The organism is Micromonospora lupini str. Lupac 08, from assembly GCF_000297395.2.
GTDB classification, from domain to species: domain Bacteria; phylum Actinomycetota; class Actinomycetes; order Mycobacteriales; family Micromonosporaceae; genus Micromonospora; species Micromonospora lupini.
Genome location: NZ_HF570108.1, coordinates 909,556 through 936,047 on the forward strand (window position 1 = coordinate 909,556; position 26,492 = coordinate 936,047).

The 26,492-nt window shown below is 70.0% G+C and carries 27 protein-coding genes; 8 read left to right on the top strand and 19 right to left on the bottom strand.

Translation table 11 applies throughout. The features are described 5' to 3' along the window. Window positions 1–72 precede the first annotated feature (72 nt). Window positions 73–1,476, top strand: coding sequence for an NAD(P)H-quinone dehydrogenase (locus MILUP08_RS05490; protein ID WP_007455527.1), 1,404 nt, complete (start codon window positions 73–75; stop codon window positions 1,474–1,476). Between the two features lie 45 nt (window positions 1,477–1,521). On the opposite strand, the gene MILUP08_RS05495 is transcribed toward MILUP08_RS05490, so the two are convergent. The 4 genes from MILUP08_RS05495 to MILUP08_RS05510 form a co-directional block, all read right to left on the bottom strand. Beyond that, window positions 1,522–2,163, bottom strand: a complete 642-nt coding sequence (locus MILUP08_RS05495) for a DUF998 domain-containing protein (RefSeq protein ID WP_007455529.1) — start codon at window positions 2,161–2,163, stop codon at window positions 1,522–1,524. A 111-nt stretch (window positions 2,164–2,274) separates the two neighbouring features. Next, window positions 2,275–2,607 carry a helix-turn-helix domain-containing protein gene (locus MILUP08_RS05500; protein ID WP_007455531.1) on the bottom strand — a complete coding sequence of 111 codons (333 nt, stop codon included), beginning with the start codon at window positions 2,605–2,607 and terminating at the stop codon, window positions 2,275–2,277. Then, window positions 2,604–2,972, bottom strand: a complete 369-nt coding sequence (locus MILUP08_RS05505) for a type II toxin-antitoxin system RelE/ParE family toxin (protein WP_007455533.1) — start codon at window positions 2,970–2,972, stop codon at window positions 2,604–2,606. Before MILUP08_RS05505 ends, MILUP08_RS05500 begins: the two co-directional genes overlap by 4 nt. A 44-nt stretch (window positions 2,973–3,016) precedes the next feature. Next, window positions 3,017–3,637: a DedA family protein gene (locus MILUP08_RS05510; RefSeq protein ID WP_007455536.1), complete on the bottom strand. Its 621-nt coding sequence runs from the start codon at window positions 3,635–3,637 to the stop codon at window positions 3,017–3,019. Window positions 3,638–4,155: 518 nt separating this feature from the next. Here MILUP08_RS05510 and thrS point away from each other — a divergent pair. Further along, window positions 4,156–5,373, top strand: coding sequence for a threonine--tRNA ligase (thrS, locus tag MILUP08_RS05515; RefSeq protein WP_039907336.1), 1,218 nt, complete (start codon window positions 4,156–4,158; stop codon window positions 5,371–5,373). Window positions 5,374–5,433: 60 nt separating this feature from the next. Here the strand turns inward: thrS and MILUP08_RS05520 are convergent, their stop codons facing one another. The 4 genes from MILUP08_RS05520 to MILUP08_RS05535 all read right to left on the bottom strand — a co-directional run bounded on the left by MILUP08_RS05520 (window position 5,434) and on the right by MILUP08_RS05535 (window position 10,184). Then, window positions 5,434–7,371 (bottom strand): ABC transporter ATP-binding protein, encoded by a 1,938-nt coding sequence (locus MILUP08_RS05520; RefSeq protein WP_237747236.1) that lies wholly within the window; start codon window positions 7,369–7,371, stop codon window positions 5,434–5,436. A gap of 131 nt (window positions 7,372–7,502) precedes the next feature. Beyond that, window positions 7,503–9,236 carry an ABC transporter ATP-binding protein gene (locus MILUP08_RS05525; protein WP_007455542.1) on the bottom strand — a complete coding sequence of 578 codons (1,734 nt, stop codon included), beginning with the start codon at window positions 9,234–9,236 and terminating at the stop codon, window positions 7,503–7,505. Beyond that, on the bottom strand, window positions 9,230–9,712 hold the full coding sequence (locus MILUP08_RS05530) for a MarR family winged helix-turn-helix transcriptional regulator (RefSeq protein ID WP_007455544.1): 483 nt from the start codon (window positions 9,710–9,712) through the stop codon (window positions 9,230–9,232). The genes MILUP08_RS05525 and MILUP08_RS05530 overlap by 7 nt, the downstream gene beginning before the upstream one ends. 25 nt (window positions 9,713–9,737) lie before the next feature. Then, on the bottom strand, window positions 9,738–10,184 hold the full coding sequence (locus MILUP08_RS05535) for a DoxX family protein (RefSeq protein WP_007455546.1): 447 nt from the start codon (window positions 10,182–10,184) through the stop codon (window positions 9,738–9,740). 83 nt (window positions 10,185–10,267) lie between these two features. On the opposite strand from MILUP08_RS05535, the gene MILUP08_RS05540 reads away from it, so the two are divergent. Next, window positions 10,268–10,828 (top strand): TetR/AcrR family transcriptional regulator, encoded by a 561-nt coding sequence (locus tag MILUP08_RS05540; protein ID WP_007455547.1) that lies wholly within the window; start codon window positions 10,268–10,270, stop codon window positions 10,826–10,828. A 193-nt stretch (window positions 10,829–11,021) separates the two neighbouring features. Here MILUP08_RS05540 and MILUP08_RS05545 read toward each other — a convergent pair whose 3' ends face one another. The 3 genes from MILUP08_RS05545 to MILUP08_RS05555 form a co-directional block, all read right to left on the bottom strand. Then, the gene (locus MILUP08_RS05545) at window positions 11,022–11,519 is read right to left on the bottom strand and encodes a CAP family protein (RefSeq protein WP_007455549.1); all 498 of its coding nucleotides are present in this window, start codon (window positions 11,517–11,519) and stop codon (window positions 11,022–11,024) included. 261 nt (window positions 11,520–11,780) lie between these two features. Then, window positions 11,781–13,220, bottom strand: a complete 1,440-nt coding sequence (locus tag MILUP08_RS05550; RefSeq protein ID WP_039905431.1) for a GuaB1 family IMP dehydrogenase-related protein — start codon at window positions 13,218–13,220, stop codon at window positions 11,781–11,783. A gap of 109 nt (window positions 13,221–13,329) precedes the next feature. Further along, window positions 13,330–15,081 (bottom strand): acetyl/propionyl/methylcrotonyl-CoA carboxylase subunit alpha, encoded by a 1,752-nt coding sequence (locus MILUP08_RS05555; protein ID WP_007455555.1) that lies wholly within the window; start codon window positions 15,079–15,081, stop codon window positions 13,330–13,332. Window positions 15,082–15,220: 139 nt separating this feature from the next. Between MILUP08_RS05555 and MILUP08_RS05560 the strand changes: the two genes are divergently transcribed. From MILUP08_RS05560 to MILUP08_RS05570, 3 genes are all read left to right on the top strand, one after another. After that, window positions 15,221–15,835 (top strand): PadR family transcriptional regulator, encoded by a 615-nt coding sequence (locus MILUP08_RS05560; RefSeq protein WP_039905434.1) that lies wholly within the window; start codon window positions 15,221–15,223, stop codon window positions 15,833–15,835. A 121-nt stretch (window positions 15,836–15,956) separates the two neighbouring features. Further along, window positions 15,957–16,916 (top strand): daunorubicin resistance protein DrrA family ABC transporter ATP-binding protein, encoded by a 960-nt coding sequence (locus MILUP08_RS05565; RefSeq protein ID WP_007455561.1) that lies wholly within the window; start codon window positions 15,957–15,959, stop codon window positions 16,914–16,916. 18 nt (window positions 16,917–16,934) lie between these two features. Beyond that, a complete protein-coding gene (locus tag MILUP08_RS05570) occupies window positions 16,935–17,690 on the top strand; it encodes an ABC transporter permease (protein WP_007455563.1) in 756 nt (251 codons plus the stop codon). Window positions 17,691–17,763: 73 nt separating this feature from the next. On the opposite strand, the gene MILUP08_RS05575 is transcribed toward MILUP08_RS05570, so the two are convergent. From MILUP08_RS05575 to MILUP08_RS05600, 6 genes are all read right to left on the bottom strand, one after another. Further along, entirely contained in the window at window positions 17,764–18,417 is a 654-nt protein-coding gene (locus MILUP08_RS05575) for an O-methyltransferase (RefSeq protein WP_007455565.1), read from the bottom strand. Beyond that, a complete protein-coding gene (locus MILUP08_RS05580) occupies window positions 18,414–19,178 on the bottom strand; it encodes a Maf family protein (protein WP_007455567.1) in 765 nt (254 codons plus the stop codon). Before MILUP08_RS05580 ends, MILUP08_RS05575 begins: the two co-directional genes overlap by 4 nt. Before the next feature lie 151 nt (window positions 19,179–19,329). Beyond that, window positions 19,330–20,481: a S8 family serine peptidase gene (locus MILUP08_RS05585; RefSeq protein ID WP_039905439.1), complete on the bottom strand. Its 1,152-nt coding sequence runs from the start codon at window positions 20,479–20,481 to the stop codon at window positions 19,330–19,332. Next, complete coding sequence (locus MILUP08_RS34390; protein ID WP_007455573.1) at window positions 20,481–21,863, bottom strand: hypothetical protein; 1,383 nt, start codon at window positions 21,861–21,863, stop codon at window positions 20,481–20,483. The genes MILUP08_RS05585 and MILUP08_RS34390 overlap by 1 nt, the downstream gene beginning before the upstream one ends. Beyond that, the gene (locus MILUP08_RS05595; RefSeq protein ID WP_007455575.1) at window positions 21,860–22,318 is read right to left on the bottom strand and encodes a hypothetical protein; all 459 of its coding nucleotides are present in this window, start codon (window positions 22,316–22,318) and stop codon (window positions 21,860–21,862) included. Before MILUP08_RS05595 ends, MILUP08_RS34390 begins: the two co-directional genes overlap by 4 nt. 87 nt (window positions 22,319–22,405) lie before the next feature. After that, entirely contained in the window at window positions 22,406–22,600 is a 195-nt protein-coding gene (locus MILUP08_RS05600) for an acyl-CoA carboxylase epsilon subunit (protein ID WP_007455577.1), read from the bottom strand. 90 nt (window positions 22,601–22,690) lie between these two features. Between MILUP08_RS05600 and MILUP08_RS05605 the strand changes: the two genes are divergently transcribed. Continuing rightward, a complete protein-coding gene (locus MILUP08_RS05605; RefSeq protein WP_007455579.1) occupies window positions 22,691–24,673 on the top strand; it encodes a serine/threonine-protein kinase in 1,983 nt (660 codons plus the stop codon). A gap of 77 nt (window positions 24,674–24,750) precedes the next feature. Next, the gene (locus MILUP08_RS05610) at window positions 24,751–24,984 is read left to right on the top strand and encodes a hypothetical protein (protein WP_007455581.1); all 234 of its coding nucleotides are present in this window, start codon (window positions 24,751–24,753) and stop codon (window positions 24,982–24,984) included. Window positions 24,985–25,067: 83 nt separating this feature from the next. Here MILUP08_RS05610 and MILUP08_RS05615 read toward each other — a convergent pair whose 3' ends face one another. Both MILUP08_RS05615 and MILUP08_RS05620 read right to left on the bottom strand, forming a co-directional pair. Continuing rightward, window positions 25,068–25,820 carry a GH25 family lysozyme gene (locus MILUP08_RS05615; protein WP_007455584.1) on the bottom strand — a complete coding sequence of 251 codons (753 nt, stop codon included), beginning with the start codon at window positions 25,818–25,820 and terminating at the stop codon, window positions 25,068–25,070. A 126-nt stretch (window positions 25,821–25,946) separates the two neighbouring features. Beyond that, window positions 25,947–26,492 carry a Uma2 family endonuclease gene (locus tag MILUP08_RS05620; protein WP_007455586.1) on the bottom strand — a complete coding sequence of 182 codons (546 nt, stop codon included), beginning with the start codon at window positions 26,490–26,492 and terminating at the stop codon, window positions 25,947–25,949.

The window sequence follows — 26,492 nt, forward strand, 5'->3', positions numbered from 1 at the left end:
GAATACGACTGTGCGTGTCGGACGCGTTCGGGAGAAGAAAGTCACTGTGAGCTTCAACGAAGGGCGAACGCTGTGAGCCGGATCGTGATCATCGGCGGTGGGCCGGCCGGGTACGAGGCGGCGTTGGTCGCCGCCCAACTGGACGCCGATGTCACCGTGGTCGAGGCCGACGGCGCGGGCGGGGCCTGCGTGCTCTCCGACTGCGTGCCGTCGAAGACGTTCATCGCCAGCTCGCAGGTGGTCACCGGTTACCGGGACACCGAGGAGTTCGGGGTGCACTCGGACGGCCTGGAGGCGGTCACCGTCGACGCGCAGGCCGTGCACGAGCGGGTCAAGCGCCTGGCGCTGGCGCAGTCCGCCGACATCCACGCCAAGCTGCTCAAGGCCGGGGTCACCTTCGTGGCCGGCACCGCCCGCATGGGCGAGGACGCCCTCGGGCACACCCACCGGGTCATCGTCACCCCCGCCGACGGCGGCGAGGAGTACTCGATCGCCGCGTCCACCGTGCTGGTGGCCACCGGCTCGACACCCCGCCAGTTGCCCACCGCCGTACCCGACGGGGAGCGCATCCTGACCTGGCGTCAGGTGTACGACCTGCCGGAGCTGCCCGAGCACCTGATCGTGGTCGGTTCCGGCGTGACCGGCGCCGAGTTCGCCAGCGCGTACCTGGCGATGGGGGTCGAGGTCACCCTGGTCTCCAGCCGGGACCGGGTGATGCCGCACGAGGACGCCGACGCGGCGTCGGCCATCGAGCGGGTTTTCCGCAACCGGGGCATGAACATCCTCAACAACTCCCGCGCCGACGCGGTCCGGCGTACCGCCGACGGGGTCGAGGTGGAGCTGTCCGACGGTCGCAAGGTCACCGGCTCGCACGCGTTGATCGCGGTCGGCTCGATCCCCAACACGGCGAACCTGGGCCTGGCCGAGTACGGCGTGGAGCTGGGCCGGGGCGGCTACGTCACTGTCGACCGGGTCTCCCGGACGAACGTGCCAGGCATCTACGCCGCCGGTGACTGCACAGGCGTGCTGCTGCTGGCGAGCGTGGCCGCCATGCAGGGCCGGATCGCGATGTGGCACGCCCTCGGCGAGGCGGTCCGTCCGCTACGGCTGCGGACCGTCGCGGCGAACGTCTTCACGGACCCGGAGCTGGCCACCGTCGGCGTCTCGCAGGACGAGGTGGACGCCGGCAAGACCCCGGCCCGGCAGGTGATGCTGCCGCTGTCCGGTAACGCCCGCGCCAAGATGGACGACCTGTCCGACGGCTTCGTGAAGCTGTTCTGCCGGCCGGCGAGCGGCCAGGTGATCGGCGGTGTGGTGGTCGCCCCGAAGGCCAGCGAGCTGATCCTGCCGATCACCATGGCCGTGGAGAACAACCTGACGGTCAACGAGCTGGCGCAGACGATCACCATCTACCCGAGCCTGTCCGGCTCCATCACCGAGGCCGCGCGCCAGCTCATGCTCCACGAGCTGGAGTGAGCCCCCCACCCCGCTCTGGTCGATCATGGAGTCGTGGTGGCCGATTCACACCGTCGCGCCTCCTTCGTGCGGGACCACAACTCCATGATCGACAGCCCGGGCCTGGGTGACCGCGACCGTCGCCAGGACCGCTACCTCGGTGAGGATGAGGAGGCGTTCGGCCAGGCCGATCAGCAAGCGGTCGCCGGGGTAGGCGGACCAGACCATCGCCGCCGCCAGCGCGAGGCTGAGCAGGACGAGGGTGCGCAGCGTCCGGGCGGCGGGTGTCAGGTCGGGTCGGCGGGCGAGCAGCCAGCCGCCGACCGGCAACGCCAGGAAGGCGACCACCGACGCGTACCGGTGCAGGTAGGCGGACGTGGTCATGGCGGTGCCCGGCTCGTTGGTCGGCACCACCGCGGCCAGCAGCAGTCCTGCCGCCCAGGCACCGAGCAGCAGCTCGGCCGTCCGAGCGGTGCCCGGTCGGGGTGCGCGGCGGTGCAGCCCGTACAGCAGGGCGACGGTGGCGAGCGCCAGCACCACCATGGCGACGTCGATGACGCCACCCCGGTCGGAGACCGCGAAGTCGCTGATGGTCAGCGCCCACGGATTGAGGTCGTCGTTGACCTCGAGGTGACCGATCACGGTGAGCACTGCCGCCAGAGCGATTCCGCCGAGCGCCACCACACCGGTGTTCCAGGTTCGAGACATGCCTCAGCCTGCGGCCGACGACACCCGAACCGAATCGGGGAAGCCCACCGAAATCGATCCCCGGGACCACCCCTAGAGGCACCCGTACCCGGAGGAGGTGGCTTCCCCAGATCACGCGACGTTCAGTTGGATGTTTCCGATGCGGGCGACGACGTCGAGGTGACCGCCCAGGCCGGTGACGTAGGCACGGAGCGTCTCCAGGCTGGTGTGCTCGCCGTTCTCGATCTGGCTGATCCTCGCCTGGGTCAACCCCGCCGCCTCGGCCAGCTGGGTCTGGGTCATGCCCAGGTGCTTGCGGATCTCTGCGAGCTGCGCGCCACTCACCGACGCCAACATCTGCTCACGCTGCTGGGCCCGTCGAGTGACCCGGTCCGGATGGTCCCAGGACGGGTCGAGCTCTCGGGCTTTCGCCTTGACGTCCCGCCAGTCGGCTCCACCGGTCATCGTTGTGTTTCCTTCAGGCTGGTGAGGTGCTCCTGGAACCGCTCGTCCGCCAACCGGACGGCCGTCTGGTACCAACTCTGCCACTGACCCGACTTGTCGCCGGCCACCAGGAAGACAGCTTCCCGGAGCGGGTCGAAGGCGAAGATCATGCGGACCTCCGTGGAGCCAGCGGATCCAGGTCGCAGCTCCTTCATGTGATGGAACAGGCTGCCCTTGAGTCGATCAACGAGGGGACGCCCGAGCGCCGGACCGTGTTCGGCGAGGAGGTCGATGGCCTCGCTGATGAGGTCGGCGCTGGCGGGATCCGTCCTGCAGAGGCCGAGGAACCATTCCTCGACCTCGGGATGAAGTTTGACGTCCCACATCTGGTCAATATAAGCGCAGCTTATACCAGAAGGTCTGGCGACACTCAGTCGATCGGGATGTCGGTTCCGGCGGCGGTGCGGGCGTGGCGGGCGCTGATCAGCGTCATGGCCCACCCCGCTGCGGCGAAGCCGGCCGCCGCGGCGGTGGCGATGATGGCCAGCCGCCAGGCGGACTCGGTGAGCGCGGTGCCGCCCAGGTGCCCGACCAGCGCGCCGTAGGTGGCCCAGCCGAGGGCGGCGATCGCCTCGTAGAGCGCGAACAGCCGGTACGGATATCGGCTGCGGCCGGCCGAGAAGCAGGCCGCCATGCGCCCGCCGGGCACGAAGCGGCAGAGCAGGATGACAAGCGGCCCGGGTTGGCGTAGTCCCTGCGTGACCCGGCTCGCCATCCGGCGGGCTCGGCTGGGCTCCGCGTGCCGGGGCGCCCGCCGGTCCGGTGCGCCGCGGCCGAGCAGGTAGCAGGCGAGGTCACCGGCGAACACGCCGAGCGCGCCGACGGCGATGGTGACCGGCAGGCTGAGGCCGCCGTACACGGTCAGCGCGCCGCTGGTGATCATGACGATCTGGGTGGGTATCACCGGCACGAAGGCGTCCGCGATCAGGAGGCCGAGCAGCACCAGGTACGCCCACGTCGGCGACGCGACGTCAGTCAGTAGTTCGGGCACGCCTGCCACCTCGCCGGATGCGGCCGATTGGGTGTCTTGAGCCTGACGGCGTGGCCGGCATCACCGTGGACGGCCCCGTCCCGTCGTGACCGCCGACACCACAGGGCCACCCCGGTCCAACGAGGCGAACACCCCTCGGGTGACGGGTCGGCGACCGTCCCACAGCGGCCCGAGGCGGTCGGCGGATCGGCGTCCGTCGGCGTACCGTTGTCGGCGCGGCCCAGCCCGTCGGGTCCCCCGTTCCTGACGATTCGGGTCGCCCAGGGCCGCCGGCGGGTCCCGCGCCGGCGGCCCGCCCCCTCTCCCACCGCCGCAAATCCGGGTGCGTCCTCGACCGCCCGACGGCTACCGTCGCGGTATGCGCAGCGCGGTAGTGATGACCACGACGCCGGGTGTCCCCGGCGCGCCGCTCTGACGTAACCACCGTCGACCAGGCCCCGGGGCGATCCGCCCCCGAGGGCCGCGCGGCGTTCGGTGTCCAGGTCGCCTCCGGGTCGTCCCCGATCCAGGAGCCCGACATGATCGACCACCGTAGGCTCGGCCGTGAGCTGGACCTCTTCGTCTCCGATCCGCTGGCCGGCGCCGGCCTGCCGATCTGGCTGCCGGCCGGCGCCGCCGCCCGGCACGCCGTCGAGGAGTACGTCCGGGAGTTGGAGCGCCGCTCCGGCCACCAGCACGTCTACTCGCCGCCGTTGGGCAAGCGCGAACTCTTCGAACTCTCCGGCCACCTCGGCTACTTCGCCGACGACATGTTCCCGCCGATGCGGCTCAGCGCCGACGACGAGTTCGTGCTCCGCCCGGCGCTCTGCCCGCACCACGCGCTGGTGTTCCGCGCCCGGGGCCGCTCCTACCGGGAGTTGCCGCTGCGGATCGCGGAGCTGGGCGGAATGTACCGCTCGGAGCGCTCCGGGGTGCTCGGCGGGCTGTCCCGGGTACGCGCCATCTCGCTCAACGACGCGCACACCTTCTGCGCCCCCGACCAGGTGGGCGCGGAGGTCGCCCGGATCCTCCGGCTGATCCGTGAAGCGCACGCCGCGCTGGGCGTCCGCCCGGCCGGGCTCCGACTGTCGCTGCGTGGCCCGGGCGGAAAGTACGTCGGCGACGACGCCCAGTGGGCCCGCGCGGAGGAACTGCTCCGGGGTGCGCTGGCCGGGGTGGACTACGTCGAGGCGCCCGGGGAGGCCGCCTTCTACGGACCGAAGATCGACATTCAGATCATGGACGCGGCCGGCCGGGAGTCGACCATCTCCACCATCCAGGTGGACTTCGACAAACCCGAGCGGTTCGACCTGTCGTACACCGATTCCGACGGCAGCAGGCGTCGGCCGGTCATGCTGCACCGCAGCCTGGTCGGCAGCATGGAGCGGCTGTTCGCGTACCTCATCGAGGTGCACGAGGGCGCGTTCCCGGCCTGGTACGCGCCCGTGCAGTTGGTGCTGCTGCCGGTGGACGACGGGCAGGCCGACGCGGCGGCCGAGCTGGCCCGGCGGGCCGTCGACGCCGGCCTGCGGGTCGAGGTCGACGTGGCCGGCTCGCTGGGCGCCCGGGTCCGGGACGCGGCCCGCCGCCGCGTCCCGTACCTCGGGGTGCTGGGTGCCCGTGAGGCGGCCGACGGACGCCTCGCACTGCGTCTGCGCGGTGGCCGCGCCCTGGATCCGATGCCGGCCGCCGCCGTGCTCGCCCTGATCGGCGGGCAGGTCGCCGCCCGCGCGGCCGACCTGCTCCCGGCGGACTGACCAGCCCACCGGCGCGGGGCGGACCGTCGTCGATCGTGCGGCGCGCACGGCGGTCCGCCCTCAGACCGACGCCGGCTGGGCCCCGGCGGACGCGGCCGGTTCCTCGTCGACCGCGGCGCCCGTGAACTGCGAGCGGTAGAGCCGGTGGTACGCGCCCTGGGCGGCGAGCAACTGCTCGTGGGTGCCCTGCTCGACGATCCGGCCGTCCTCCATCATCAGGATCAGGTCGGCGTCGCGGATGGTGGAGAGCCGGTGCGCGATGACGAAGCTGGTCCGGTCCGAGCGTAGGGCGGCCATCGCCCGCTGGAGCAGCACCTCGGTGCGGGTGTCCACCGAGCTGGTCGCCTCGTCCAGGATCAGCAGGGACGGTTCGGCCAGGAACGCCCGGGCGATGGTGATGAGCTGCTTCTCGCCAGCGCTGACATTGCTGCCCTCCTCGTCGATGACCGTGTCGTAACCGTCCGGGAGGCTGCGCACGAAACGGTCCACGAAGGTGGCCCGGGCCGCGGCGACGATCTCCTCCTCGGTCGCGTCCGGCCGGCCGTACGCGATGTTGTCGCGGATGGTGCCGCCGAAGAGCCAGGTGTCCTGCAGCACCATGCCGATTCGTCCGCGCAGGTCGTCGCGGCGCATCGTGGTGATGTCCACGCCGTCGAGCGTGATCCGGCCGGCGTCCAGTTCGTAGAACCGCATGACCAGGTTGACCAGGGTGGTCTTGCCGGCGCCGGTCGGGCCGACGATAGCCACCGTGTGCCCCGGCTCGGCGACAAGCGAGAGGTCGTCGATAAGCGGCTTGTCCGGCGTGTACTGGAAGGAGACGTGTTCGAACTCGACCCGGCCGTGCGGGTCGACGACCCGGGCCGGTTCGACCGGGTCGGGGCTCTGCTCGTCGGCGTCGAGCACCGCGAAGACGCGCTCGGCCGACGCCACCCCGGACTGGAGCAGGTTGGCCATCGAGGCGAGCTGGGTCAGCGGCTGGGTGAACTGGCGGGAGTACTGGATGAACGCCTGCACGTCGCCGAGGCTCATCGTCCCGGAGGCCACCCGCAGCCCGCCGACCACGGCGATAGCCACGTAGCTCAGGTTTCCGATGAACATCATCGACGGCATGATGATCCCGGAGACGAACTGCGCGCCGAAGCTGGCCCGGAACAGCTCGTCGTTCTTCGCGTGGAACTCGGCCTCCACCTCGCGCTGCCGGCCGAAGACCTTGACCAGCTCGTGACCGGTGTACGCCTCCTCGATCTGGCCGTTCAGCTCGCCGGTGTGCTTCCACTGGGCGATGAACTGCTGCTGGGAGCGCTTGGCGATGCGTTGGGTGACAAGCACCGACAGCGGGACGGCGACCAGGGCCACCAGGGCCAGCAGCGGTGAGATCCAGAACATCACGACAAGCACGCCGACCACTGTCAGCAGCGAGGTGAGCAGCTGGCTCAGGGTCTGCTGGAGGCTTGTCGAGATGTTGTCGATGTCGTTGGTGACCCGGCTGAGCAGCTCACCGCGCGGCTGCCTGTCGAAGTAGGGCAGCGGCAGTCGGTTGAGCTTCTCCTCCACCTCGGCGCGCAGCCGCAGCACGGTCCGCTGGACCACCCCGTTGAGCAGCCAGCCCTGCCACCACGACAGCACGCTCGCCGCCAGGTAGAGCCCGAGCGCCAGCAGCAGCACCCGGCGCAGCGCGTCGAAGTCGATGCCCACGCCGGGCACCACGTCCATCCGGGCCAGCATGTCGGCGAAGCTGTCGTTGCCGCTGGCCCGTGCCGCCGCGACGGCCTGCTCGGTGGTCGTGCCCGGGTCCAGTCGCCGACCGATCACACCACTGAAGATCAGGTCGGTGGCGTGGCCGAGGATCTTCGGGCCGGCCACGCTGAACCCGACGCTCACCACGGCCAGGGTGATGATCGCGGTCAGGTGCAGCCGGTGCGGGCGCAGCCGACCGAGCAGCCGGCGGGCCGACGGCCCGAAGTTCATCGACTTCTCGGCGGGCATCCCGGCGCTCATCCAGGGCGGGCCGCCGCCCGGGCGGCCGGCGGGCAGCCGCTTCGGCGTCGGAGCGCCGCCGCCGGATTGCGGTGCGTCGCCGCCCGGCTTCTGACTGGGTACGGTCGCGGTCCGCGACTCGTCGGGCTCGCTCATGCCGCCACCTCCGTCGTCTGCTGGGAAGCCACGATCTCGGCGTACGTCGGGCAGGTCTCCAACAACTCCGCGTGTCGTCCCACTCCGACGACCCCTCCGTTCTCGAGCACGATGATCTGGTCGGCGTCGACGATCGTGGACACCCGCTGGGCCACGATCACCACCGCCGACTGCGCGGTGACCGGACGCAGCGCCGCCCGCAGCCGCGCGTCGGTGCCGAGGTCCAGCGCGGAGAACGAGTCGTCGAAGAGGTAGATCTCCGGCTGCCGGACCAGGGCCCGGGCGATGGCCAGGCGTTGCCGCTGTCCGCCGGAGACGGTGCTGCCGCCCTGGGCGATAGGCGCGTCCAGGCCGCCGGGCATCTGCGCCACGAAGTCGCGGGCCTGGGCGATCTCCAGCGCCGCCCACAGCTCCTCGTCGGTCGCGTCCGGGTTGCCGTAGCGCAGGTTGCTGGCGACCGTGCCGGTGAACAGGTACGGCCGCTGCGGCACCAGGCCGATGCGTCGCCACAGCTCGTCCGGTTCCAACTCACGGACGTCCACCCCGTCGACGAGCACGGCGCCGCCGGTGACGTCGACCAGGCGGGGGATGAGCGACAGCAGTGTCGTCTTGCCCGCGCCGGTGCTGCCGATGATCGCCGTGGTGGTGCCGGGAGTGGCCGTGAAGGAGATGTCGCGCAGCACCGGCTCGACGGCGCCCGGGTACTGGAAGCGCACCCCGCGCAGCTCCAGCTCGGCCCGAACGGGCACGTCGCGGACCGGGGTGGCGGCCGGGACCACCGAGGAGTCGGTGTCGAGCACCTCGACGATCCGCTCGGCGCAGACCGCGGCCCGGGGCACCATCATCAGCATGAAGGTGGCCATCATCACGGCCATCAGGATCTGCATCAGGTACTGCAGGAACGCGGTGAGCGCGCCGATCTCGATCGCGCCCGAGTCGACCCGCTGCGCGCCGAACCAGAGCACCGCCACGCTTGACACGTTCAGCACCAGCATGACCACCGGGAAGATCAACGCCAACAACCGTCCGGTACGCAGGGCGGTGGCGGTCAGGTCCGCGTTGGCGACACCGAAGCGGTCCGTCTCGTACGGCTCGCGGACGAACGCGCGGACCACCCGGATGCCGGTGATCTGCTCGCGCAGCACCCGGTTGACCGTGTCGATCCGGGTCTGCATCAGCCGGAAGCCCGGCACCATCCGCCGGATGATCGCGCTCAGCGCGACCGCCAGCACCGGAACGCTGACGAGCATCAGCCACGAGAGCCCGATGTCCTCGCGCAGCGCCATGAACACGCCGCCGACGCTCATGATCGGTGCGGCGACCAGCATGGTGCAGCTCATCAGCACGAGCATCTGCACCTGTTGTACGTCGTTGGTGTTGCGGGTGATGAGCGACGGTGCGCCGAACCGGGCCACCTCGCGGGCGGAGAAGCGGTTGACGTGCGCGAACAGCCGGGCGCGGACGTCCCGGCCGAAGCCCATCGCGGTCCGGGCGCCGAGGTAGACGGCGGCGATCGAGCAGATGATCTGGACCAGGCTGACCAGCAGCATCCAGCCGCCGGTGTGCACGATGTAGCCGGTGTCGCCCCGGGCCACGCCCTTGTCGATGATGTCCGCGTTGAGGCTGGGCAGGTAGAGCGAGGCCATGGTGCCCACGAACTGGAGCAGCACCACCGCCAGCAGCGGTCGTTGGTAGGCGCGCAGTTGCCCGCGCAACAGTCGGATCAGCACGACGGTTCCTTCGCGTCGGTGGGTCGTCCGGTCATCCGCGGGTCGTCCCCGCTGCCGATGACCTCGAGCAGGAACTCCCGGATCACCTGGGCCTTCGCCGGGTCGGCGTCGACCGAGGTGAGCGGACGTCCGGTGTGCATGAGGGCGCTGAGTGCGGCCACCCGCTCCCGCCCGGCGGGGGTGATGGCGAGTCGGATGCTGCGCCGGTCGTTGTCGTCGCGCTGCCGTTCGACCAGCCCGTCGCGCTCGAGCGTGTCCACGATGCCGGTCAGGGTCGCCGGTCGGACGAAACCCTTCTCGGCGACCTGACGGTGCGGCAGCTCGCCGTGCCGGGCGAGCGTCATCAGGGTGATCATGCCGGCCTGGGTGAGGCCGTGCTCCTCGGCGAGGTAGCGGTTCCACCGCTGCCCGACGAGGTGCCCGGCCACCACCAGCAGTCGACCGAGCGGCACATCCTGAAGGGTGACGAGTTCCACGGAACGTAGGTTAGCCCCCTGATAGTCAGGGGCCAAACGAAATAGCCGCAGCAGTGGCCACGAACACGATCTGCAGGACCGTGCGCTGCGGAAGCGGGGTCACCGCGCGTCCGGCGAGGGTCAGCCCCCGGCGGGCGGCCGAGACGTTGGCCGGGAACATCGCGAGCAGGAGCAGGCCGAGCCCGGCGGCGGCCAGTCGGGCGGTCGCCGGGATGAGCAGCCCGACCGCGCCTGCCAGCTCCAGCACGCCGGTGAGGGTGACCAGCAGGTCCGGTCGCGGCAGGCCCGGCGGGACCATCGCGATCAGGCCGGCGCGGCGCTGTCCGGCGAAGTGCGCGAGGCCGGTCACCACGAACAGCAGCGCCAGCCCGACCCGCAGTGCGGGGTGCCAGCCGTCCAGGGCGGGGATACCGGCCAGGCCGGCCAATCGGGCCAGCGCAGTGCCGACGATCAGGGCGATCAGGGGTGCCATCGGAGTCCTCCTCGAAGAAACTTGTCAGTGACAAGATTGCGAGATCCGATGGCATCTTGTCAATGACAAGATAGAGTTCGGGCATGACCGAGACGCGCGCGTACCACCACGGCGACCTGCGCCGCGCCCTGCTCGCCGCAGCCCTGGAGGCCATCGAGGAGGTCGGGCCCGCCGCGCTGAGCCTGCGCGACCTGGCCCGTCGTGCCGGCGTCTCACACGCCGCGCCCACACACCATTTCGGCGACAAGGCGGGCCTGCTCACCGCGCTCGCCGCTCAGGGCTTCGACCTGCTGGCCCAGGCGTTGATCGCCACGCACGACGACTTCCTGGAGGCCGGTGTCGCGTACGTCGACTTCGCCGTCACGCACCGCGCGTACTTCGAGGTGATGTTCCGGCCCGAGCTGTACCGGGCCGACGACCCCGAGTTGCTCGCCGCACGGGAGCGCTCCGGTGCCGCGCTCCGCTCCGGAGTGGCCGCTCTGTCCGGCGGCGGTGGGCCGGTCGACACCGACCGGGACGCGCTCGCCGCCTGGTCGATCGCGCACGGCTTCGCGACCCTCTGGCTGGCCGGCGCGCTGCCGGACCGCGTAGGCGACAACCCCCGCGAGGCGGCCCGCGCCGTGCTACGCCGACTGTCGGCCTGAGAGCGCGCGCCCGCAGCCTTTCACGGTGTCGATCACAGGCGTTCTCTGACCGGCTTACTCGGCTGAAGGCACCGGGATCGACGTGGCCCATTCCACGTCGACAGTCCGATCCAGCGAGGTGGGAAAAGTCTGACCCGGATTTGCGGCCAGGCATTCCCTCCAGGCGCATCCACGCGCCTGGAGGGAATGGCATTCAGCCTTGTTTCGGCGACACGTTCGTCGCGAAGCTTCCCCGCATGTTCCCGGGTGGGGAGAAGTTCGCCACAATGAACGTCTCGTAGTACTCGGCGCCCTGACCCGCGACTCGCCCTATGCCCACCTTGGTGCTGCCTTTCCACACCGTTGCGGTGAAGTGACCGACGACCCCGGAGTGGGGACCCTCCGGGCTGGCGAAGTTGAAATTGTCGACCTCGCTGTACCAGTCGGAGGTCGCGCCGGCCGCCGCTCCCGGCGTCCCCGGGGTGGAGGTGGCCTGCCAGGCCGCATTCTCGCCGTACTGCTGGCGGTCGAGACCGTCGTGGCTGATCTGCCCGGCCGCGGACATCTTCGCCGCCCGCGACTTCGCATATTCCACCAGTTGCGGGTCGAGAGTGAGCGGCGGCGCCCCGTGCTGCGCCCGGTAACTGTTGATCTGACTCAGCGCTTCCTGGAGAAATGCCGGGTCCGTTTGGTCCGCAAACGCTTCGCGCATGATTTCTCAACCTTCGCCGAGGAATTGTTTCGGGCGCCCGCCACATCCTGTCACGGTTCAATCACGCGCGGCAAGTGCGCTTTCCACAATGCCAGCCATCGAGATGGCTGGCCGGCATGAATCTCATCAATATGGTGCTATAGCGGAATTGTGGTGTCCTATAAGCGACATCGAAATCCTGTCGTTCGATAATCCCCTTGGACGCAATTTGCAGAGTCGCCGACAACCTGCGAGCAGCCGTACAACTGGCGGGACGCGGGATCACCAGCTGGTGGGCAGGGGCATTCCCTCGGTGAAACCGGCGGCGCTCTGCACGCCGACGATCGCCCGCTCGTGGAACTGCGTCAGGTCACGTGCGCCGGCGTAGGTGAACGCGCTGCGTACGCCGGCGATGATCTCGTCGATCAGGTCCTCGACGCCGGGTCGGGTGGGGTCCAGATACATCCGTGCCGAGGAGATGCCCTCCTCGAACACCGCCTTGCGGGCCCGGTCGTACGGGCTGTCGTCGGCGGTACGGGCGCTTACCGCGCGCGCCGACGCCATTCCGAAGCTCTCCTTGTACCGCCGACCGTCCGGCTCGGTGTAGAGGTCGCCGGGGGACTCGTAGGTGCCGGCGAACCAGGAGCCGATCATCACGTTCGACGCGCCGGCGGCGAGCGCGAGCGCCACGTCGCGGGGGTGCCGAACGCCGCCGTCGGCCCAGACGTGCCGGCCCAACTCCCGGGCCGCCGTCGAGCAGTCGAGCACGGCGGAGAACTGCGGCCGACCCACCCCGGTCATCATCCGGGTGGTGCACATCGCGCCCGGACCGACGCCCACCTTGATGATGTCGGCGCCCGCCTCGACCAGGTCACGTACGCCCTCGGCGGTGACCACGTTGCCGGCCGCCACCGGGACGCCCGGGTCCAGCTTGCGGACCGCCCGCAACGCCGAGATCATCCGCTCCTGGTGGCCGTGCGCGGTGTCCACCACAAGCGTGTCCACACCTGCCTCCAGCAGCGCGGCGGCCTTGCCTGTGACGTCGCCGTTGATCCCGACCGCCGCCGCGACGCGCAGCCGACCCCGGTCGTCCACGGCCGGCGTGTAGAGGGTGGCCCGTAGCGCGCCCTGCCGGGTCAGCACCCCGACCAGCCGACCGTCGGCGTCCACCACCGGGGCGAGCCGTCGCCGGCCGGCGGAGAGCAGGTCGAAGCCGGTACGCGGGTCCGCGTCCGCCGGAACGGTGTGCAGCTCGGTGGACATCACGTGCCGCAGTTGGGCGAACCGGTCCACGCCCAGGGTGTCGGCCTCGGTGACCACTCCCACCGGCCGACCGGCCTCGTCGACCACGATCACCGCGCCGTGCGACCGCTTCGGCAGCAGGTGGATGGCGTCGCCGACGGTCTCGGTGGGGCCCAGGGTGATGGGTGTGTCGTAGACCAGGTGGCGCTGCTTGACCCAGGCGACGACGTTCGCGACGACCTCGATCGGGATGTCCTGCGGGATCACGGCTATCGCACCCCGCCGGGCCACCGTCTCGGCCATCCGCCGCCCGGCGACCGCAGTCATGTTCGACACCACAAGCGGGATGGTGGTGCCGGTGCCGTCACCGGTGGACAGGTCCACGTCCAGCCGGGAGCCGAGGTCGGAGCGGGCCGGCGCCATGAAGACGTCGGTATAGGTCAGGTCGTGCGCGGGGGCCGCGCCGTGAAGGAACCGCACCCGGCCATCATTCCCGGCCACGGCCGTCCCCGCCCGCCTCGGTGCCGCAAACCACCCCCGCCGAGCCCTCGCAGGCAGGACGAAGTGGCAGGACCCGGGTCAAAGCAGGTCAGGAGATGGTGCAGATGGGTGCCCCGGCGGTGATCACGGCACCGACCTCGGCGGTGAGCCCGCTGACCGTACCCGGCTTGTGGGCGTGCAGCGGCTGCTCCATCTTCATCGCCTCCAGCACCACCACCAGGTCGCCCTCCGCCACCGTGTCGCCCTCGGCAACCGCGATCTTGACGATGGTGCCCTGCATGGGAGACGTGAGCGCGTCGCCGCCGACAGGTGCGCCCGTCGTGGCCCCGCCCCCGCGCCGGGTCGGCTTGCGGGAGGCGGGTGCCGCGGTGGTCGTACTCCCGCCGAAGCCGGCGGGGAGGCTGACCTCGATGCGCTTGCCGCCCACCTCGACCACGACGGTGTCGCGTTCGGCCGGCGCCTCGACGCCGCCGGCGGCGGCGGCGAACGGCGGCACGGTGTTGTGGAACTCGGTCTCGATCCACCTGGTGTGCACGGTGAACGGTTCGGCGGTGAACGCCTCGTCCCGCACGACCAGCCGGTGGAACGGCAGCGCGGTGGCCATTCCGTCGACGACCATCTCGTCCAGCGCGCGGCGGGCGCGCTCCAACGCCTCGGTCCGCGTCTCACCGACGATGATCACCTTGGCCAGCAGCGAGTCGAAGTTGCCGCCGATCACGTCGCCGGCCGAGATGCCGGTGTCCACCCGGACGCCCGGGCCGGTGGGCAGGCGCAGCGTGGTGACGGTGCCCGGCGCGGGAAGGAAGTTGCGGCCCGGGTCCTCGCCGTTGATGCGGAACTCGATGGCGTGCCCGCGCGGCGTCGGGTCCTCGGTGATCCGCAGCTTCTCGCCGTCGGCGATCCGGAACTGCTCGCGGACCAGATCGATGCCGGCGGTCTCCTCGGTGACCGGGTGCTCGACCTGGAGCCGGGTGTTGACCTCCAGGAAGGAGATCGTGCCGTCCTTGCCGACCAGGTACTCCACAGTGCCGGCGCCGTGGTAGCCGGCCTCCCGGCAGATCGCCTTGGCGCTGTCGTGGATCTGGGCACGCTGGGCGTCGGTGAGGAACGGCGCGGGCGCCTCCTCCACGAGCTTCTGGTGCCGGCGCTGCAGGGAGCAGTCCCGGGTGCCCACCACGATCACGTTGCCGTGCTGGTCGGCGAGGACCTGCGCCTCGACGTGCCGGGGCTGGTCCAGGTAGCGCTCGACGAAGCACTCGCCCCGACCGAACGCCGCGACCGCCTCGCGGGTGGCCGACTCGAAGAGTTGGGGGATCTCCTCCATGGTCCGGGCGACCTTGAGGCCGCGCCCGCCACCGCCGAACGCGGCCTTGATGGCGACCGGCAGTCCGTGGTCGACGGCGAACGCCATCACCTCGTCCGGGCTGCCCACCGGGTCCGGGGTGCCGGGGACCAGCGGGGCGCCGGCGCGCTGGGCGATGTGCCGGGCGGTCACCTTGTCGCCCAGGTCGCGGATCGCCTGCGGGGTGGGGCCGATCCAGGTCAGCCCGGCGTCGATGACCGCCTGGGCGAAGTCGGCGTTCTCACTGAGGAAGCCATAACCCGGGTGTACGGCGTCGGCGTCGGCGCGGGCGGCGATGTCGAGCAGCTTGTCGATGCGCAGGTACGTCTCGGTCGCGCTGTCCCCGCCGAGCGCGTACGCCTCGTCCGCGAGCGTCGCGTGCAGGGCGTGCCGGTCGGAGTCCGCGTACACGGCGACGCTGCCCAGGCCGGCGTCACGGCAGGCGCGGATGACCCGGACGGCGATCTCGCCGCGGTTGGCGATGAGTACCTTGCGCACCTTCGTGGCTCCTCCCGGCAGGTTACTGACCGGGAGTGTATCGGCCACCCGCGCCGACCCTAACGATCGCTCAGTGTGGGTTGCGGCACTGAAGTTAGTCAAACTTGGCTATTACGCTTGTGTGGTGTCTGCGACTCGGATGATGATTCTCGGCCTGGTGCGGTGGATGCAGCCCGTGCACGGCTACGACGTGCGCCGCGAGCTGTTGAGCTGGAGCGCCGACAAGTGGGCGAACGTGCAGCCCGGCTCGATCTACCACGCGCTGCGCAAGCTCACCGAGGAGGGGCTGCTCCGTGCGGTCGCCACCCAGCAGGTCGGCGCCCGTCCGGCCCGGACCACCTACGAGGTGACCCCCAAGGGCGAGGACGAGTTCGAGACGCTGCTGCGCAACTTCTGGTGGAACCTCAGCGAACCCTCCGACCCCTTCGCGGTGGCCTTCTCCTTCCTGCCCGCCATGCCCCGCGCCGAGGCCGCGGCGGCCCTGCGCAACCGCGCCAACCTGCTGCGCGCCGGCGTCGAGTCGATGCGCGCGTCCCTGGAATCGGACTGGGTGCGTAACCGCAAGCCAGTGCACGTGGGTTGGATGTTCGAGCTGTGGGCGGCGCGGGCGGAGGCGGAGATGGGCTGGTGCGAGCGGATCGCGGAGCGGATCGACTCCGGAGTGTCGTACCTGCCTGCTGAGCTGGAGAACGTCGACGGTTGGTCGGGGTGGAAGGACGGGCGCGAGGTCCCCCGGCCGACCACGTCGGAATAATCAACGTTGACTAAAAAAGCTATATCGCGTTAGCCTGCTGGCGGCACAGCGGGGGAGTGCGCCGTCCGGCGTCGTCCCACTCGACGGCCGGCACGACCGGCCCGACCGACCAGGAGCAGAAATGATCGAGACCAGGGGGCTGCGGAAGTCGTTCCGCTCCCGCGCGGGTCGAGAGACGAAGACGGTGGACGCCGTACGGGGCGTCAACCTGCAGGTCGCCGAGGGTGAGATCTTCGGCTTCCTCGGCCCCAACGGCGCCGGCAAGACCACCACGCTGCGGATGCTCGCCACGCTCATCGAGCCGGACGGCGGCGAGGCCACCATCGCCGGCGCCGACCTGCGCAAGGACCCGGCGGAGGTGCGGCGTCGCATCGGCTACGTCCCGCAGGGCGGCAGCACCTGGGACGAGTCCACCGCCCGCGAGGAACTGGTCCTGCACGCCCGGATGTACGGCATCGGCAAGGCCGACGCGCAGCAGCGCGCCGTCCGCGCGCTGGAGGCCTTCCAGCTCACCGAGTACGCCGACCGCAAGTGCAAGACCTACTCCGGCGGCCAGCGTCGGCGCGTCGAGATCGCGCTCGGCATCATCCACGAGCCGAAGATCGTCTTCCTGGACGAGCCGACCACCGGCCTCGACCCGCAGAGCCGCGCCCACATGTGGGACGAGATCCGGCGACTGCGCAGCGACGGCATGACCGTCTTCATCACCACGCACTACCTCGACGAGGCCGACGCGCTCTGCGACCGGATCGCGATCATGGACAACGGCGAGGTCGTCGCCGAGGGCACCCCAGCGGAGCTCAAGCGGGAGATCTCCGGCGACGTCGTGCTTGTCGGTCTCGACCTGGCCGCCACCCCGCAGGCCGCCCAGGCGCTCGACGGCGAGTCGTACGTCAACAAGCTGGAGACCGCCGACGAGGGCGGTCTGCGCCTCTACGTCGACGAGGGCGCCACCGCCATTCCCCAGGTGCTGCGCCGACTCGACCACGCCGGGCTGGAGCTGCGCTCGATCGAGCTGCACCGGCCCAGCCTGGACGACGTCTTCCTCACCAAGACCGGCCGCTCGCTGCGCGAGTCCTGACCACCGGAGAGACGACTCATGAAATTCGCCCGTGACACGTGGCTGATCTTCCAGCGGCAGATCCAGCTTCTGCTGCGCAACCCGGTCTGGGTCTTCGTCGGCGTGTTCCAGCCGGTGATGTACCTGCTGCTCTTCGCCCCGCTGCTCAAGCCGGCCCTGAACGCGCCCACCCAGGCCGCCGCCTACAAGATCTTCGTACCGGGTCTGCTGGTGCTGCTGGCCATCTTCGGCGGCCTGTTCCAGGGCTTCGGTCTGATCGCCGAGCTGCGCGCCGGCGTCATCGAACGGTCCCGGGTCACCCCGATCAGCCGGCTCGCCCTGCTGCTCGGCCGCTCGCTGCGCGACGTGGTCTCGCTCATCGTGCAGGCCGTCATCATCACCCTGCTGGCGCTCCTGTTCGACCTGCGGGTGTTCATCGGCGACCTGCTGCTCGCGTACCTCATGCTCGCCCTCATCGCGCTCATGACCTCTGCCGTCTCGTACGGCGTCGCACTCAAGGTCAAGAGCGAGGACGCGCTGGCCCCACTGATGAACACCGTGGCGCAGCCGGTGCTGCTGCTCTCCGGAATCCTGCTCCCGCTGACCTTCGCGCCGGGCTGGTTGCAGGGCATCGCCGACTGGAACCCGTTCTCCTGGGCTGTCGACGGCACCCGGGCGCTCTTCGCCGGTGACCTGGGCAGCGACAAGGTCTGGCAGGGCCTCACCATCACCGCGGTCCTCGCCGCGCTGGGGGTCTTCTGGGCCGCTCGTCAGTTCGCCCGCAGCGTCCGCTGACGTTTCGGCTCCTCCCCGGAATCGGGGTGTCCCTCGTTGCGAGGGGCACCCCGATCTCCGTGTGCGGCGAGGTTCAACGCACCCGGGCGAGGGTGAGGCCGTCGGCGATCGGCAGCATCACCGGGTCGACCCGCACGTCGGCGAGCACCTCGTCGTTGAAGGCGGCGATCGCCCGGTCGTTCGCGTCGCGCGGGGCGATCACCCGCCCGCCGCGCAGCACGTTGTCGACGGCGATCACCCCGCCCGGCCGCATCCGGGGCACCAGCTCGGCCCAGTAGACCGGGTATCCCGTCTTGTCCGCGTCGATGAACGCGAAGTCCAGGTGACGCTCGTGCGGCAACTCCCGCAGCGTCTCGCCGGCCGGGCCGATCCGCAGGTCGATGCGGTCCTGCACGCCCGCACGGGCCCAGTACCGCCGGGCGATGCCGGTGAACTCCTCCGAGATGTCGAAGCACGTCAAGCGCCCGCCGTCGGGCAACCCCCGGGCGATGGCCAGCGCCGACAGGCCGGTGAACGTGCCGACCTCGACCGCCTGCCGTACGTCCAGCAGCCGGGTCAGAAACGTCAGGAACGCGGCCTGCTCCGGCGCCACCTGCATGGAGGCGTGCTCCGGCAGCACCGACCTGGTCTCCTCGGCCAGATCCCGGATGATCTCGTCCGGTGGTGCGCCGTGCGCTACCAGGTAGGCGTGCAACTCATCGGTCAGCGGGATCGACTTGGTGGTCATGAACGGACGTTACCGATCGGCTCGACCGATTGGCCGCCCGGCGCGACAGTTGTCCACAGGTCCGTGATCTGCAGCCCCAGTTCGGCGAGGAGCCGACGCAGCAGCGGCATCGACAACCCGACCACGGTCCCCGGGTCGCCCTCGATCCGCTCCACGAACGGCCCACCCAACCCGTCGATCGTGAACGCGCCGGCCACCGCCAGCGGCTCACCGGTGGCGACGTACGCGGCGATCTCGTCGTCGCTGATGTCCGCAAAGTGGACGGTCGTCGAGGCGACCGCCTCCGCCCGACGCCCGTCGGCAACGTCGATCAGACAGTGCCCGCTGTGCAGCACGCCGCTGCGCCCCCGCATCCGCAGCCAGCGCCGGGTGGCGTCCGCCGGATCCGCAGGCTTGCCGAGAATCTCCCCGTCGAACGCGAGCACCGAGTCGCAGCCGATGATCAGGGTCCGCTGACCGGTCCCGGTGCTGGCCGCTTTTCCGGTCCCGGTGCTGGCGGCACTTCCGGTCCCGGTGCTGGCCGCTTTTCCGGTCCCGGTGTCTTCGCTTGCGCTGGCGGCCGGACTCAGCCGGGCCAGCACCGCCAAGGCCTTGAGCCGAGCCAGCTCCAGACACAGGTCCTCGGCCCGATCGGTCACCACAACGGATTCGTCCACCCCGCTGACCAGCACCTCCGGCTCGATGCCGGCGGCCTGGAGAGACTTGCGACGAGCAGGGCTGGCCGAGGCGAGCACGAAGCGGTGCGGCAGAGAATCAGACACCAGCCCGACGTTACCGGCTCACCACCCGACACACCGGTCCACCCGCCCGCGCCGCTCCCCGCACGGTCCCGCGCCCTTGATCGACTCGACTTCCTGGATAACGCGGTATCCCGCTCACCCGGACACCCCTATTTCAAGGAACTCGAGTCGATCAGCGACTGATCCGGGGTGGCGGATCATCGCCGCGCCGCCGACGCCGCGCCACCAGCGCCCATCCGATACCAACGGCCGCGATCGCCGCGAGAGTGACCAGGCCGCGAACTTGCGCGCCATCATCATCGCCGCCAGGCCGAGCCTCAGCCGGCGCGGTCGGGCCAGCGTCGGCCGGAGCGCTCACGGACTCAAACCCCAACGGGGGTACGTCCGCAGTCAGCGCCGCCACGAGATCGATCACGCCGTACCCGTACTCGTCGTCCCGACCAGGCGGACCCTTGTCGATGGCGGTGGCCGTGAGCCGATGCGCCACCTCCTGGGCAGGCAGGTATGGGTACTTGGACCTGATCAACGCCGCAGCCCCAGCCACGATCGCCGTGGCGCTCGAAGTGCCGGTGCCCTTCGAATACTTTCCGCCGTAGCTGGTGCTGTAGATATCTACCGCCGGTGCCGTCACGTCGACTTGCGGTCCGGTTGCAGAGAAAGCAGCGTGTCGTCCAAGACGATCAACGCCACCCACGGCGATCACGTCCTCCTCGTTGGCTGGGTATGAGAGAGGCTGATTTGGCACATTCCCGGCGGCGGCCACGATTACGATATTCGCTGCGATTGCGGCCTCTACTGCTCGGACGAGTCGGGGTGTCGACGCTCCTCCACTGGAGATGCTTATGACTTGAACATTCTTAGATATGGCGTATTCGATAGCTGCAGCAAGATCGTCTGCTTCCCCGAAATTGTCGGAGGTGGAGGCCATTATGGGGAGAATCTTGGATCTAGGGGCGATGCCGAGTGCGCCTGTAGCCCTACCGCTTGCTGCGATTAGTCCTGCCATGCTCGTGCCGTGACTGTTCGAGTCTTTGCGGCCATCTCCTGAACCCCCAGCGACAGTGTCGATCCCTGCAAGCAGGTTTTCACTAAGGTCGGGGTGAGGGTCGACGCCAGTGTCGGGCACCGCCACAACGATTCCGTCACCTTTGCTGATCATCTGCGCCTCGGCAACCTTCAAGAATGTGAGGTGCCACTGATCGCTTCGGATTGGCTCGACATCGGCTTGTGCTGGAGTAGTGATGACGGAGCATGAAAATTGTTCCGACGTAAGTCCAATTAGCAAGATCAGCGCGGTAGCTGTGACCTTAACAAGAACTGACATTACCGATTAAGCCCGATGGCTGGCCCTGGGTCAATAGGTCCGTCATCGTTTGGCGGGCGGACCACCGGCGCTACCCCCTTATCGGTCTCCCACGGATGATCGGGATCCCAACGGGAGGTGCTGTTGTTGTCTGCCTGCCTTCGGTCGTGGGGCCGAAGAGGGGCCGCCTGGGCTCCGGAGGAGGTTGTCATCCCCGGGCCGCCGCCCATTGGTGAGATTCCAAACGTTGCCGGGGAGCCGCGGCCTGATCCAGGTCGAGAACCCGCGCCTCCGCTCGGCGCTGTGCCCGCTCCGCCACCGCCAATGACGCCGCCGACTGGGTTGACCCGGCGGGGCGAGTTTTGGATTGAATTAGGTTGACCCGCGCCTATGCCTGGTATGCCTCCAATGAGGCCTCCTGGTGGCATGGGCCGACCGGCGGTCGGGGTTGTCGGGCGTTGAGCAGGATTCTCGGTTCCGATCTGCTGATTGGTGCCTAAAGGGCGCCGTGAAGTCAGGTCTCCGACAGGCCCGACCGGGATGCCGGGCGTCAGGCCCGTAGATGCTGTAGGTGGTGCCAACGGAGGAGTTCCGGGCCCAGGTAAGTTGAGGTTCGTCGAGCCCGGCATCAAAGTTGAACTTGTTCCACCGAGCACCGGGCCCACCCCTGACGGCGCCTGAACAGGCGCAAGCCCAGCGGAGGGCACGTTTCCCGCCTTCGTTGGAACGGTGGCCGGTGTCATCGGTATAGCGACGATGGGCGGAATGACTGGACCCTGAGCGCTGGTGCCGTAAGTATCCGGATCGTTCGGCTGGTGCCCGGCTCGTCGGGGCGGCGGCGGGGGTTTTTGGAGAGTGGCTTGGGCTTGTTGGAGTTCGCCGCTGAGGTTGAACATCATCGACCGCGCCTGAACATTCAGCCGTTCCAGCTCGCCGTCGGTCACCGGTGGGTCGACGACCCGGTTGCCCATGATCGCTTTCGGGTCGGCGGCCGTCGCGTCGTACGCCTGCTTCTGGTGGAGCTTGGCCGCGTACTCCTCGTGGATTTTGCGAAGCTCGGCGCGGGTGGTGCCGATGGCCTGGGTGGCGGCGGACAGCGCGGTGTAGTTGGCCGCGGCGGCGTCGTGGGTATGCCGCACCTTGGCGATCAGGTCGTCGAGCTGGGCAAGGTACGTGCCGGAGGCCGCGCTGGTTTCCGGGGGCCACGCTTCGGCGAGCCCGCGCCGGTACTCCTGGAGTCGGCCGAGGTGGATCTGGGCCAGGTCACAGACCTTGCGCCAACCGGCGACCTGTTTCCAGTGGTTGGTCGTGTCGTGGTCCTGGAGGCACGCCCACATGCTGTTGACGTCCATCAGGTGCCAGGCGGTCTGGCCGGCGGTGCGGCCGTTGCCTCGTTCGATCATGGCAGGACCACCGGCCTCTGGCTCTCGGGGCCGGTGGGGTCGGTAAGCGTCGGGGTCCGGCCGCCGGGCAGGACGGTCCCGGGGTCGGCGAGGGCCCGTTGGACGTCCACGGCGCGGGCGGCGGAGAAGGCGTCGCTGTCGGAGTACTGGGTGGCGACCCGGTCGGCGACGGCGGCGAGGTGGCCGGTCGCGCCCCGGACGGCGTACACCATGTCGGCTGTGGCCTGCTGCGTCTCGTGGTGGGCGTGCAGGAAGGTGACCAGCTCGACGAACGCGTCGCAGGGGTTGGGCACCTGCGCGGACATGTCGTCGGCGATGTACGACAGGTGGGGCGCGTAGTTGCGTTCGACCTCGGCGGCGAGCCGGTCGGCGAACTCGCGGAGCTGGCGGATGTCGGCCTCGATGCCGCCGTAGCTGTGCAGCCAGGGGGCCGGCTGGTCCTCTTCGGGGATCATCGATCCTCCCTATCCGTCACGACACCGTTTCCCTGAGTGAGATTAACGGCTGGACGCCACTCTGGCAGCCCCCGCGTGGCGGATCGGTCAGCGGGGAAGGCCGGAGGCACGCCAGGTGGCGCGACCGGCCGGGCGGCCGCTGCGGGCCCACGCGGACGTGGTCGCCGGCGCGGGGGCGGCGGCCGGGCGGGACCGCACGATGACCGCACCGACCAGAGCGGCCAACTCCTCGGCGGTGGGTACGCCGCGAACGACCCGGAACAGCGGCTCTTCGGCAGACATGCCGCCAGGGTACGCGGCCCGACGTCATCCGAAGCGCACAGTGGCGTGCCGGCGGTGTGAGCGTCGGCGGGTCCGGGTACCGTCTCAGCGATGTCGAACGCGCTTCCCCAACTCGTCGCTGACCGATACCGGCTTCTGTCGCCGCTCGGCCAGGGTGGCATGGGTCGGGTGTGGAAGGCGCGCGACGAGGTGTTGCACCGCGACGTCGCCATCAAGGAGTTGGTGCCGCCGCCCGGCCTCACCGACGAGGAACGCCGCGAGATGCGGGAGCGTTCGCTGCGCGAGGCGCGGGCCATCGCCCGGCTCAACCACGTAAACGTGGTCCGCATCTTCGACGTGCTGCGTACCGACGGCGATCCGTGGATCGTCATGGAGTACGTGGCGTCGAAGTCGTTGCAGGACACCCTCGCCGAGGACGGGCCGGTGTCGGTGGCCCAGACCATTGAGATCGGCCTCGGCGTGCTGGGTGCTCTCAACGCGGCCCACAAGGCGGGCGTCATGCACCGCGACGTCAAGCCGGGCAACGTGCTGCTGGGCGACGACGGCCGGGTGGTGTTGACCGATTTCGGTCTCGCCACGATCCCGGGTGACCCGAATGTCACACGCACCGGCATGGTGCTCGGTTCGCCCGCGTACATCTCGCCGGAGCGGGCGCGGGAGGGCACCGCCGGTCCGGAGGCCGACCTGTGGTCGCTGGGCGCGACGCTCTACGCGGCGGTCGAGGGCAAGTCGCCGTACGCGCGGCCGTCCGCGATCGCCACGCTTGCCGCGCTGGCGACCGAGCCGATGCCGCCGCCGAAGAACGCCGGCCCGCTGAAGCCGGTGCTCAACGGGCTGCTCCAGAAGGACCCGAAGGAGCGGATCACCGCCGAGGTGGCCGAGCGGCTGTTGCGCCGTGCCGGAGGCAAGCGGGCACGGGGGATCTCCCTGCTCGACGGCGTACGCCGGCCGGGGCCGAACGGTCCGCGCGAGCCGCGACCGCCGCTCGTGCCGGCGCCGCGCCCGGCGGAGGAGAGCGCGGCCCGTCCGGTGTCGCCGCCTGCGCCGCGTACCCCGCCGCCGGTCGCCGCCGCTGCCGCGACGCCCGCTGTCGACGCCACGCCGACGGAGGTCGTGCCGGCCGACGCCGACCCGACGGCGGCGGTGCCGGCCGAGCCGACCGCGAAGATCGACAGCCCGGCCGCGCCCGAGGCCGACCCGACCGCGGTGGTGCCGTCCGAGGGGGACACCACCGACGACGGTACGACGGAGGCCGACGACGAGCCGACGGCAGTCGACGGCCCGCCGGTGACGCCGGAGCAGCGCAAACCCTCGACGCCCACGTCGGTGATGCCCCCGGTGAGTCCGGCCGGGCGCGCGGCGGTGCCGGCATTCGACGGTACGAAGCCGAACAACACCCGCCGCAACGTGCTGATCGGGGCGCTGGTGGCCCTGCTGCTGATCGGCCTCGTGGTGATCGTGCCGATGCTGACCAAGGGCGACGACAACGAGACGCCGCAGGTCGCCCCGACGACCGGGGCGGCCGCGTCATCGGCCCCGGCGCAGTCCTCCGCTCCGGCCGCGCCGCCGCCCACCACGGGCGCACCGAGCGCGACGCCCTCGGCCACGCCGTCGGCCGACCCGAACGCGCTGCCGGCGGGTTGGAAACTGTACAGGGGGCCGACCTTCTCCATTCCGCTTCCACCCGGCTGGAGCGGCCGTCAGACCAGATCGGACACGGTCGTCTTCAACCAGCCCAACGGGCCCGGCATAATGCTGGTCCAGTGGACCCCCACCCCGAAGAAGGACGCGGTCGCCGACTGGAAGGCGATCGAACCTGCCCGTCGGGATCTGGTCAGCAACTACCAGTTGGTGGGCAGCATCAAGGCCTGCGACTGGTACCGGACCTGCGCCGACTGGGAGTGGCTGGAGACCCGGGACAACACCCGCATCCACGTGCGCAACCGGGGCTTCGTAACCGCCACCAACCGGGGTTTCGCCATCCGGTGGGAGATCGCGGAGAAGGACTGGCAGGCCAACCTCGCCAACTTCGACCAGGTCGTCAAGGGCTTCGTGCCCGACCGCAGGAACTGAGCACCGCCGCGAGATCCATTCGCATGTTCTTGCGTCGTTCGGGGTATCTGATCTCCAACGACGGAGGGAGGTGCGACATGGGTCACCGATACAGGAACGCCCGGCCCCGGCTGGCACTGTGGATGCTCGTCGCACTCGGCGATGTGGCACTGCTGCTGATCAGCGTTGGGCTTCCGGTACTCGTCGCGCTGTTGGGCGTCGTTGCCATCACCGTTGGTGCGGTGGGCGTCCGGCGGCTCAGCCGGCGGGACGCGCTGGTCCGCGAGGATGCTCCGGTGATGGTGCCGGTGATGAGCCGACGGCGGGCCTGACCCGTACGCGGTGGCGTGGCGGCAGCCGGACCGATTGTCGACCGTTGTGGTGACCGTCGATCCCGCTGCCGCCAACCGCCCGATCAGGTGTTGTTGGCCAACGCGATCAGCCGGGTGCGGTCGCCGTTCCAGTAGTTGCGGTCCACGTTGCCGCTGATTCCGGAGACGGCGCCGCTGCTGGTGTACTGCCAGAAGCTCCACACCGGAGCGCCGGCCGGGAGGGCGCCCGGCGTGCTCGACCAGCGGGCCAGCCAGAGCGGGTGGTTGGCCCACGGGCCGGTCCAGCTGCCCGTGCACTGGTTCCACCAGCTCGTGGTGGTGTAGATGACCGCGTACCGGCCGGTGCGGGAGCGGTAGGTGTTCAGGAAGTCCTGCACCCAGTTGCGCATCCCCGTGGTGCTCAACCCGTAGCAGTAGCCCCCGCTGTACGGGTTCGCCTCGATGTCCAGTGCGGCCGGCAGGGTGCGGCTGTCGGCCGACCAGGCGCCGCCGTTGGACGCCAGGTAGTTGGCCTGGGTCGAGCCGGCGGAGATGTTGGGCCGGGCGAAGTGGTACGCGCCGCGGATGACTCCGGCGTTGTACGAGTTGACGTAGTTCGCGTTGAAGGAGGAGTCCTTGACGCTTGTGCCCTCGGTCGCCTTGATGAAGGCGAACTGGATGCCTGCGTTGCGGACGCTCGTCCAGTTGATGGTGCCCTGGTAGTGGGAGATGTCGACGCCGGGCGTGGTGGCCGCCGCCGCCGGGCCGGCGGTCGCGACCAGTGTCGCCGCCGCGGTGGCGAGGACGGTGAGGCCGGCCGCGAGCGCGCGGCGCAACGATGATCTGGTACGGGCCATGAGGTGCCTCCAGGGACGCGGTCTATTGACGACCATCTTTGGAGGTAACTGCCCTAGATCACAAGAGTTGTTGAAGAAAGTTTCATCGACGGCCGTCGTTCCTCCCGGCGACCGGAGCCGGAACAGTCAGCGCAGGGTGGCCGGGTCGAGCTGCCAGCGGAAGGGTTCGACCATCGTCAGCGTCTCGCCGGGCTTGGCCACCTGGTCCTCGACGTAGTGCTCGCCGTCCAGCCGGAACAGCCGCAGCGAGTGATCGTCGCCGTCCTGCTCGACCAGCAGGTACCAGGGGATCCGCGCGATGGCGTAGAGCTGCATCTTGACCAGTCGGTCGGCGGCCGCGTTGCCCGGCGAGACGATCTCGCAGACGAGCGTCACCTCGGGGGCTTCCACGACCGTGCCCTCGTCGTCGGTATCGGCGACGATCACGTCCGGGATGGCGATCCGGTCAACCCCGAGCCTTACGTTGACCGCTCTAAAGACCGCGAAGCCGCCTGCGGCACGCTCGACGTGGTCCGCCAGGCGCCGAGACACCAACTGGTGCCGCTTGCTCGGGACCGGGCTCAGAAGCAGGCTCCCGTCGAGCAGTTCGATCCGGTCCGGCGTCTCACCGAGAGCGAAGTAGTCGGCCTCGGTCCAGGGGCCGATGTGGTGTTCCAAGGGAACCGGTTTCAT

Bases quoted from the DNA above. Each gene is read 5' to 3' on its own strand.
- MILUP08_RS05610 (WP_007455581.1), top strand. From the start codon at position 24,751: ATGGGTCACCGATACAGGAACGCCCGGCCCCGGCTGGCACTGTGGATG.
- MILUP08_RS05500 (WP_007455531.1), bottom strand. From the start codon at position 2,607: ATGACCGGTGGAGCCGACTGGCGGGACGTCAAGGCGAAAGCCCGAGAG.
- MILUP08_RS05615 (WP_007455584.1), bottom strand. From the start codon at position 25,820: ATGGCCCGTACCAGATCATCGTTGCGCCGCGCGCTCGCGGCCGGCCTC.
- MILUP08_RS05620 (WP_007455586.1), bottom strand. From the start codon at position 26,492: ATGAAACCGGTTCCCTTGGAACACCACATCGGCCCCTGGACCGAGGCC.
- thrS (WP_039907336.1), top strand. From the start codon at position 4,156: ATGATCGACCACCGTAGGCTCGGCCGTGAGCTGGACCTCTTCGTCTCC.
- MILUP08_RS05585 (WP_039905439.1), bottom strand. From the start codon at position 20,481: ATGTCAGTTCTTGTTAAGGTCACAGCTACCGCGCTGATCTTGCTAATT.
- MILUP08_RS05495 (WP_007455529.1), bottom strand. From the start codon at position 2,163: ATGTCTCGAACCTGGAACACCGGTGTGGTGGCGCTCGGCGGAATCGCT.
- MILUP08_RS05540 (WP_007455547.1), top strand. From the start codon at position 10,268: ATGACCGAGACGCGCGCGTACCACCACGGCGACCTGCGCCGCGCCCTG.
- MILUP08_RS05560 (WP_039905434.1), top strand. From the start codon at position 15,221: ATGATGATTCTCGGCCTGGTGCGGTGGATGCAGCCCGTGCACGGCTAC.
- MILUP08_RS05595 (WP_007455575.1), bottom strand. From the start codon at position 22,318: ATGATCCCCGAAGAGGACCAGCCGGCCCCCTGGCTGCACAGCTACGGC.
- MILUP08_RS05600 (WP_007455577.1), bottom strand. From the start codon at position 22,600: ATGTCTGCCGAAGAGCCGCTGTTCCGGGTCGTTCGCGGCGTACCCACC.
- MILUP08_RS05520 (WP_237747236.1), bottom strand. From the start codon at position 7,371: ATGAGCGCCGGGATGCCCGCCGAGAAGTCGATGAACTTCGGGCCGTCG.
- MILUP08_RS05565 (WP_007455561.1), top strand. From the start codon at position 15,957: ATGATCGAGACCAGGGGGCTGCGGAAGTCGTTCCGCTCCCGCGCGGGT.
- MILUP08_RS05605 (WP_007455579.1), top strand. From the start codon at position 22,691: ATGTCGAACGCGCTTCCCCAACTCGTCGCTGACCGATACCGGCTTCTG.
- MILUP08_RS05575 (WP_007455565.1), bottom strand. From the start codon at position 18,417: ATGACCACCAAGTCGATCCCGCTGACCGATGAGTTGCACGCCTACCTG.
- MILUP08_RS05505 (WP_007455533.1), bottom strand. From the start codon at position 2,972: ATGTGGGACGTCAAACTTCATCCCGAGGTCGAGGAATGGTTCCTCGGC.
- MILUP08_RS05570 (WP_007455563.1), top strand. From the start codon at position 16,935: ATGAAATTCGCCCGTGACACGTGGCTGATCTTCCAGCGGCAGATCCAG.
- MILUP08_RS05535 (WP_007455546.1), bottom strand. From the start codon at position 10,184: ATGGCACCCCTGATCGCCCTGATCGTCGGCACTGCGCTGGCCCGATTG.
- MILUP08_RS05545 (WP_007455549.1), bottom strand. From the start codon at position 11,519: ATGCGCGAAGCGTTTGCGGACCAAACGGACCCGGCATTTCTCCAGGAA.
- MILUP08_RS34390 (WP_007455573.1), bottom strand. From the start codon at position 21,863: ATGATCGAACGAGGCAACGGCCGCACCGCCGGCCAGACCGCCTGGCAC.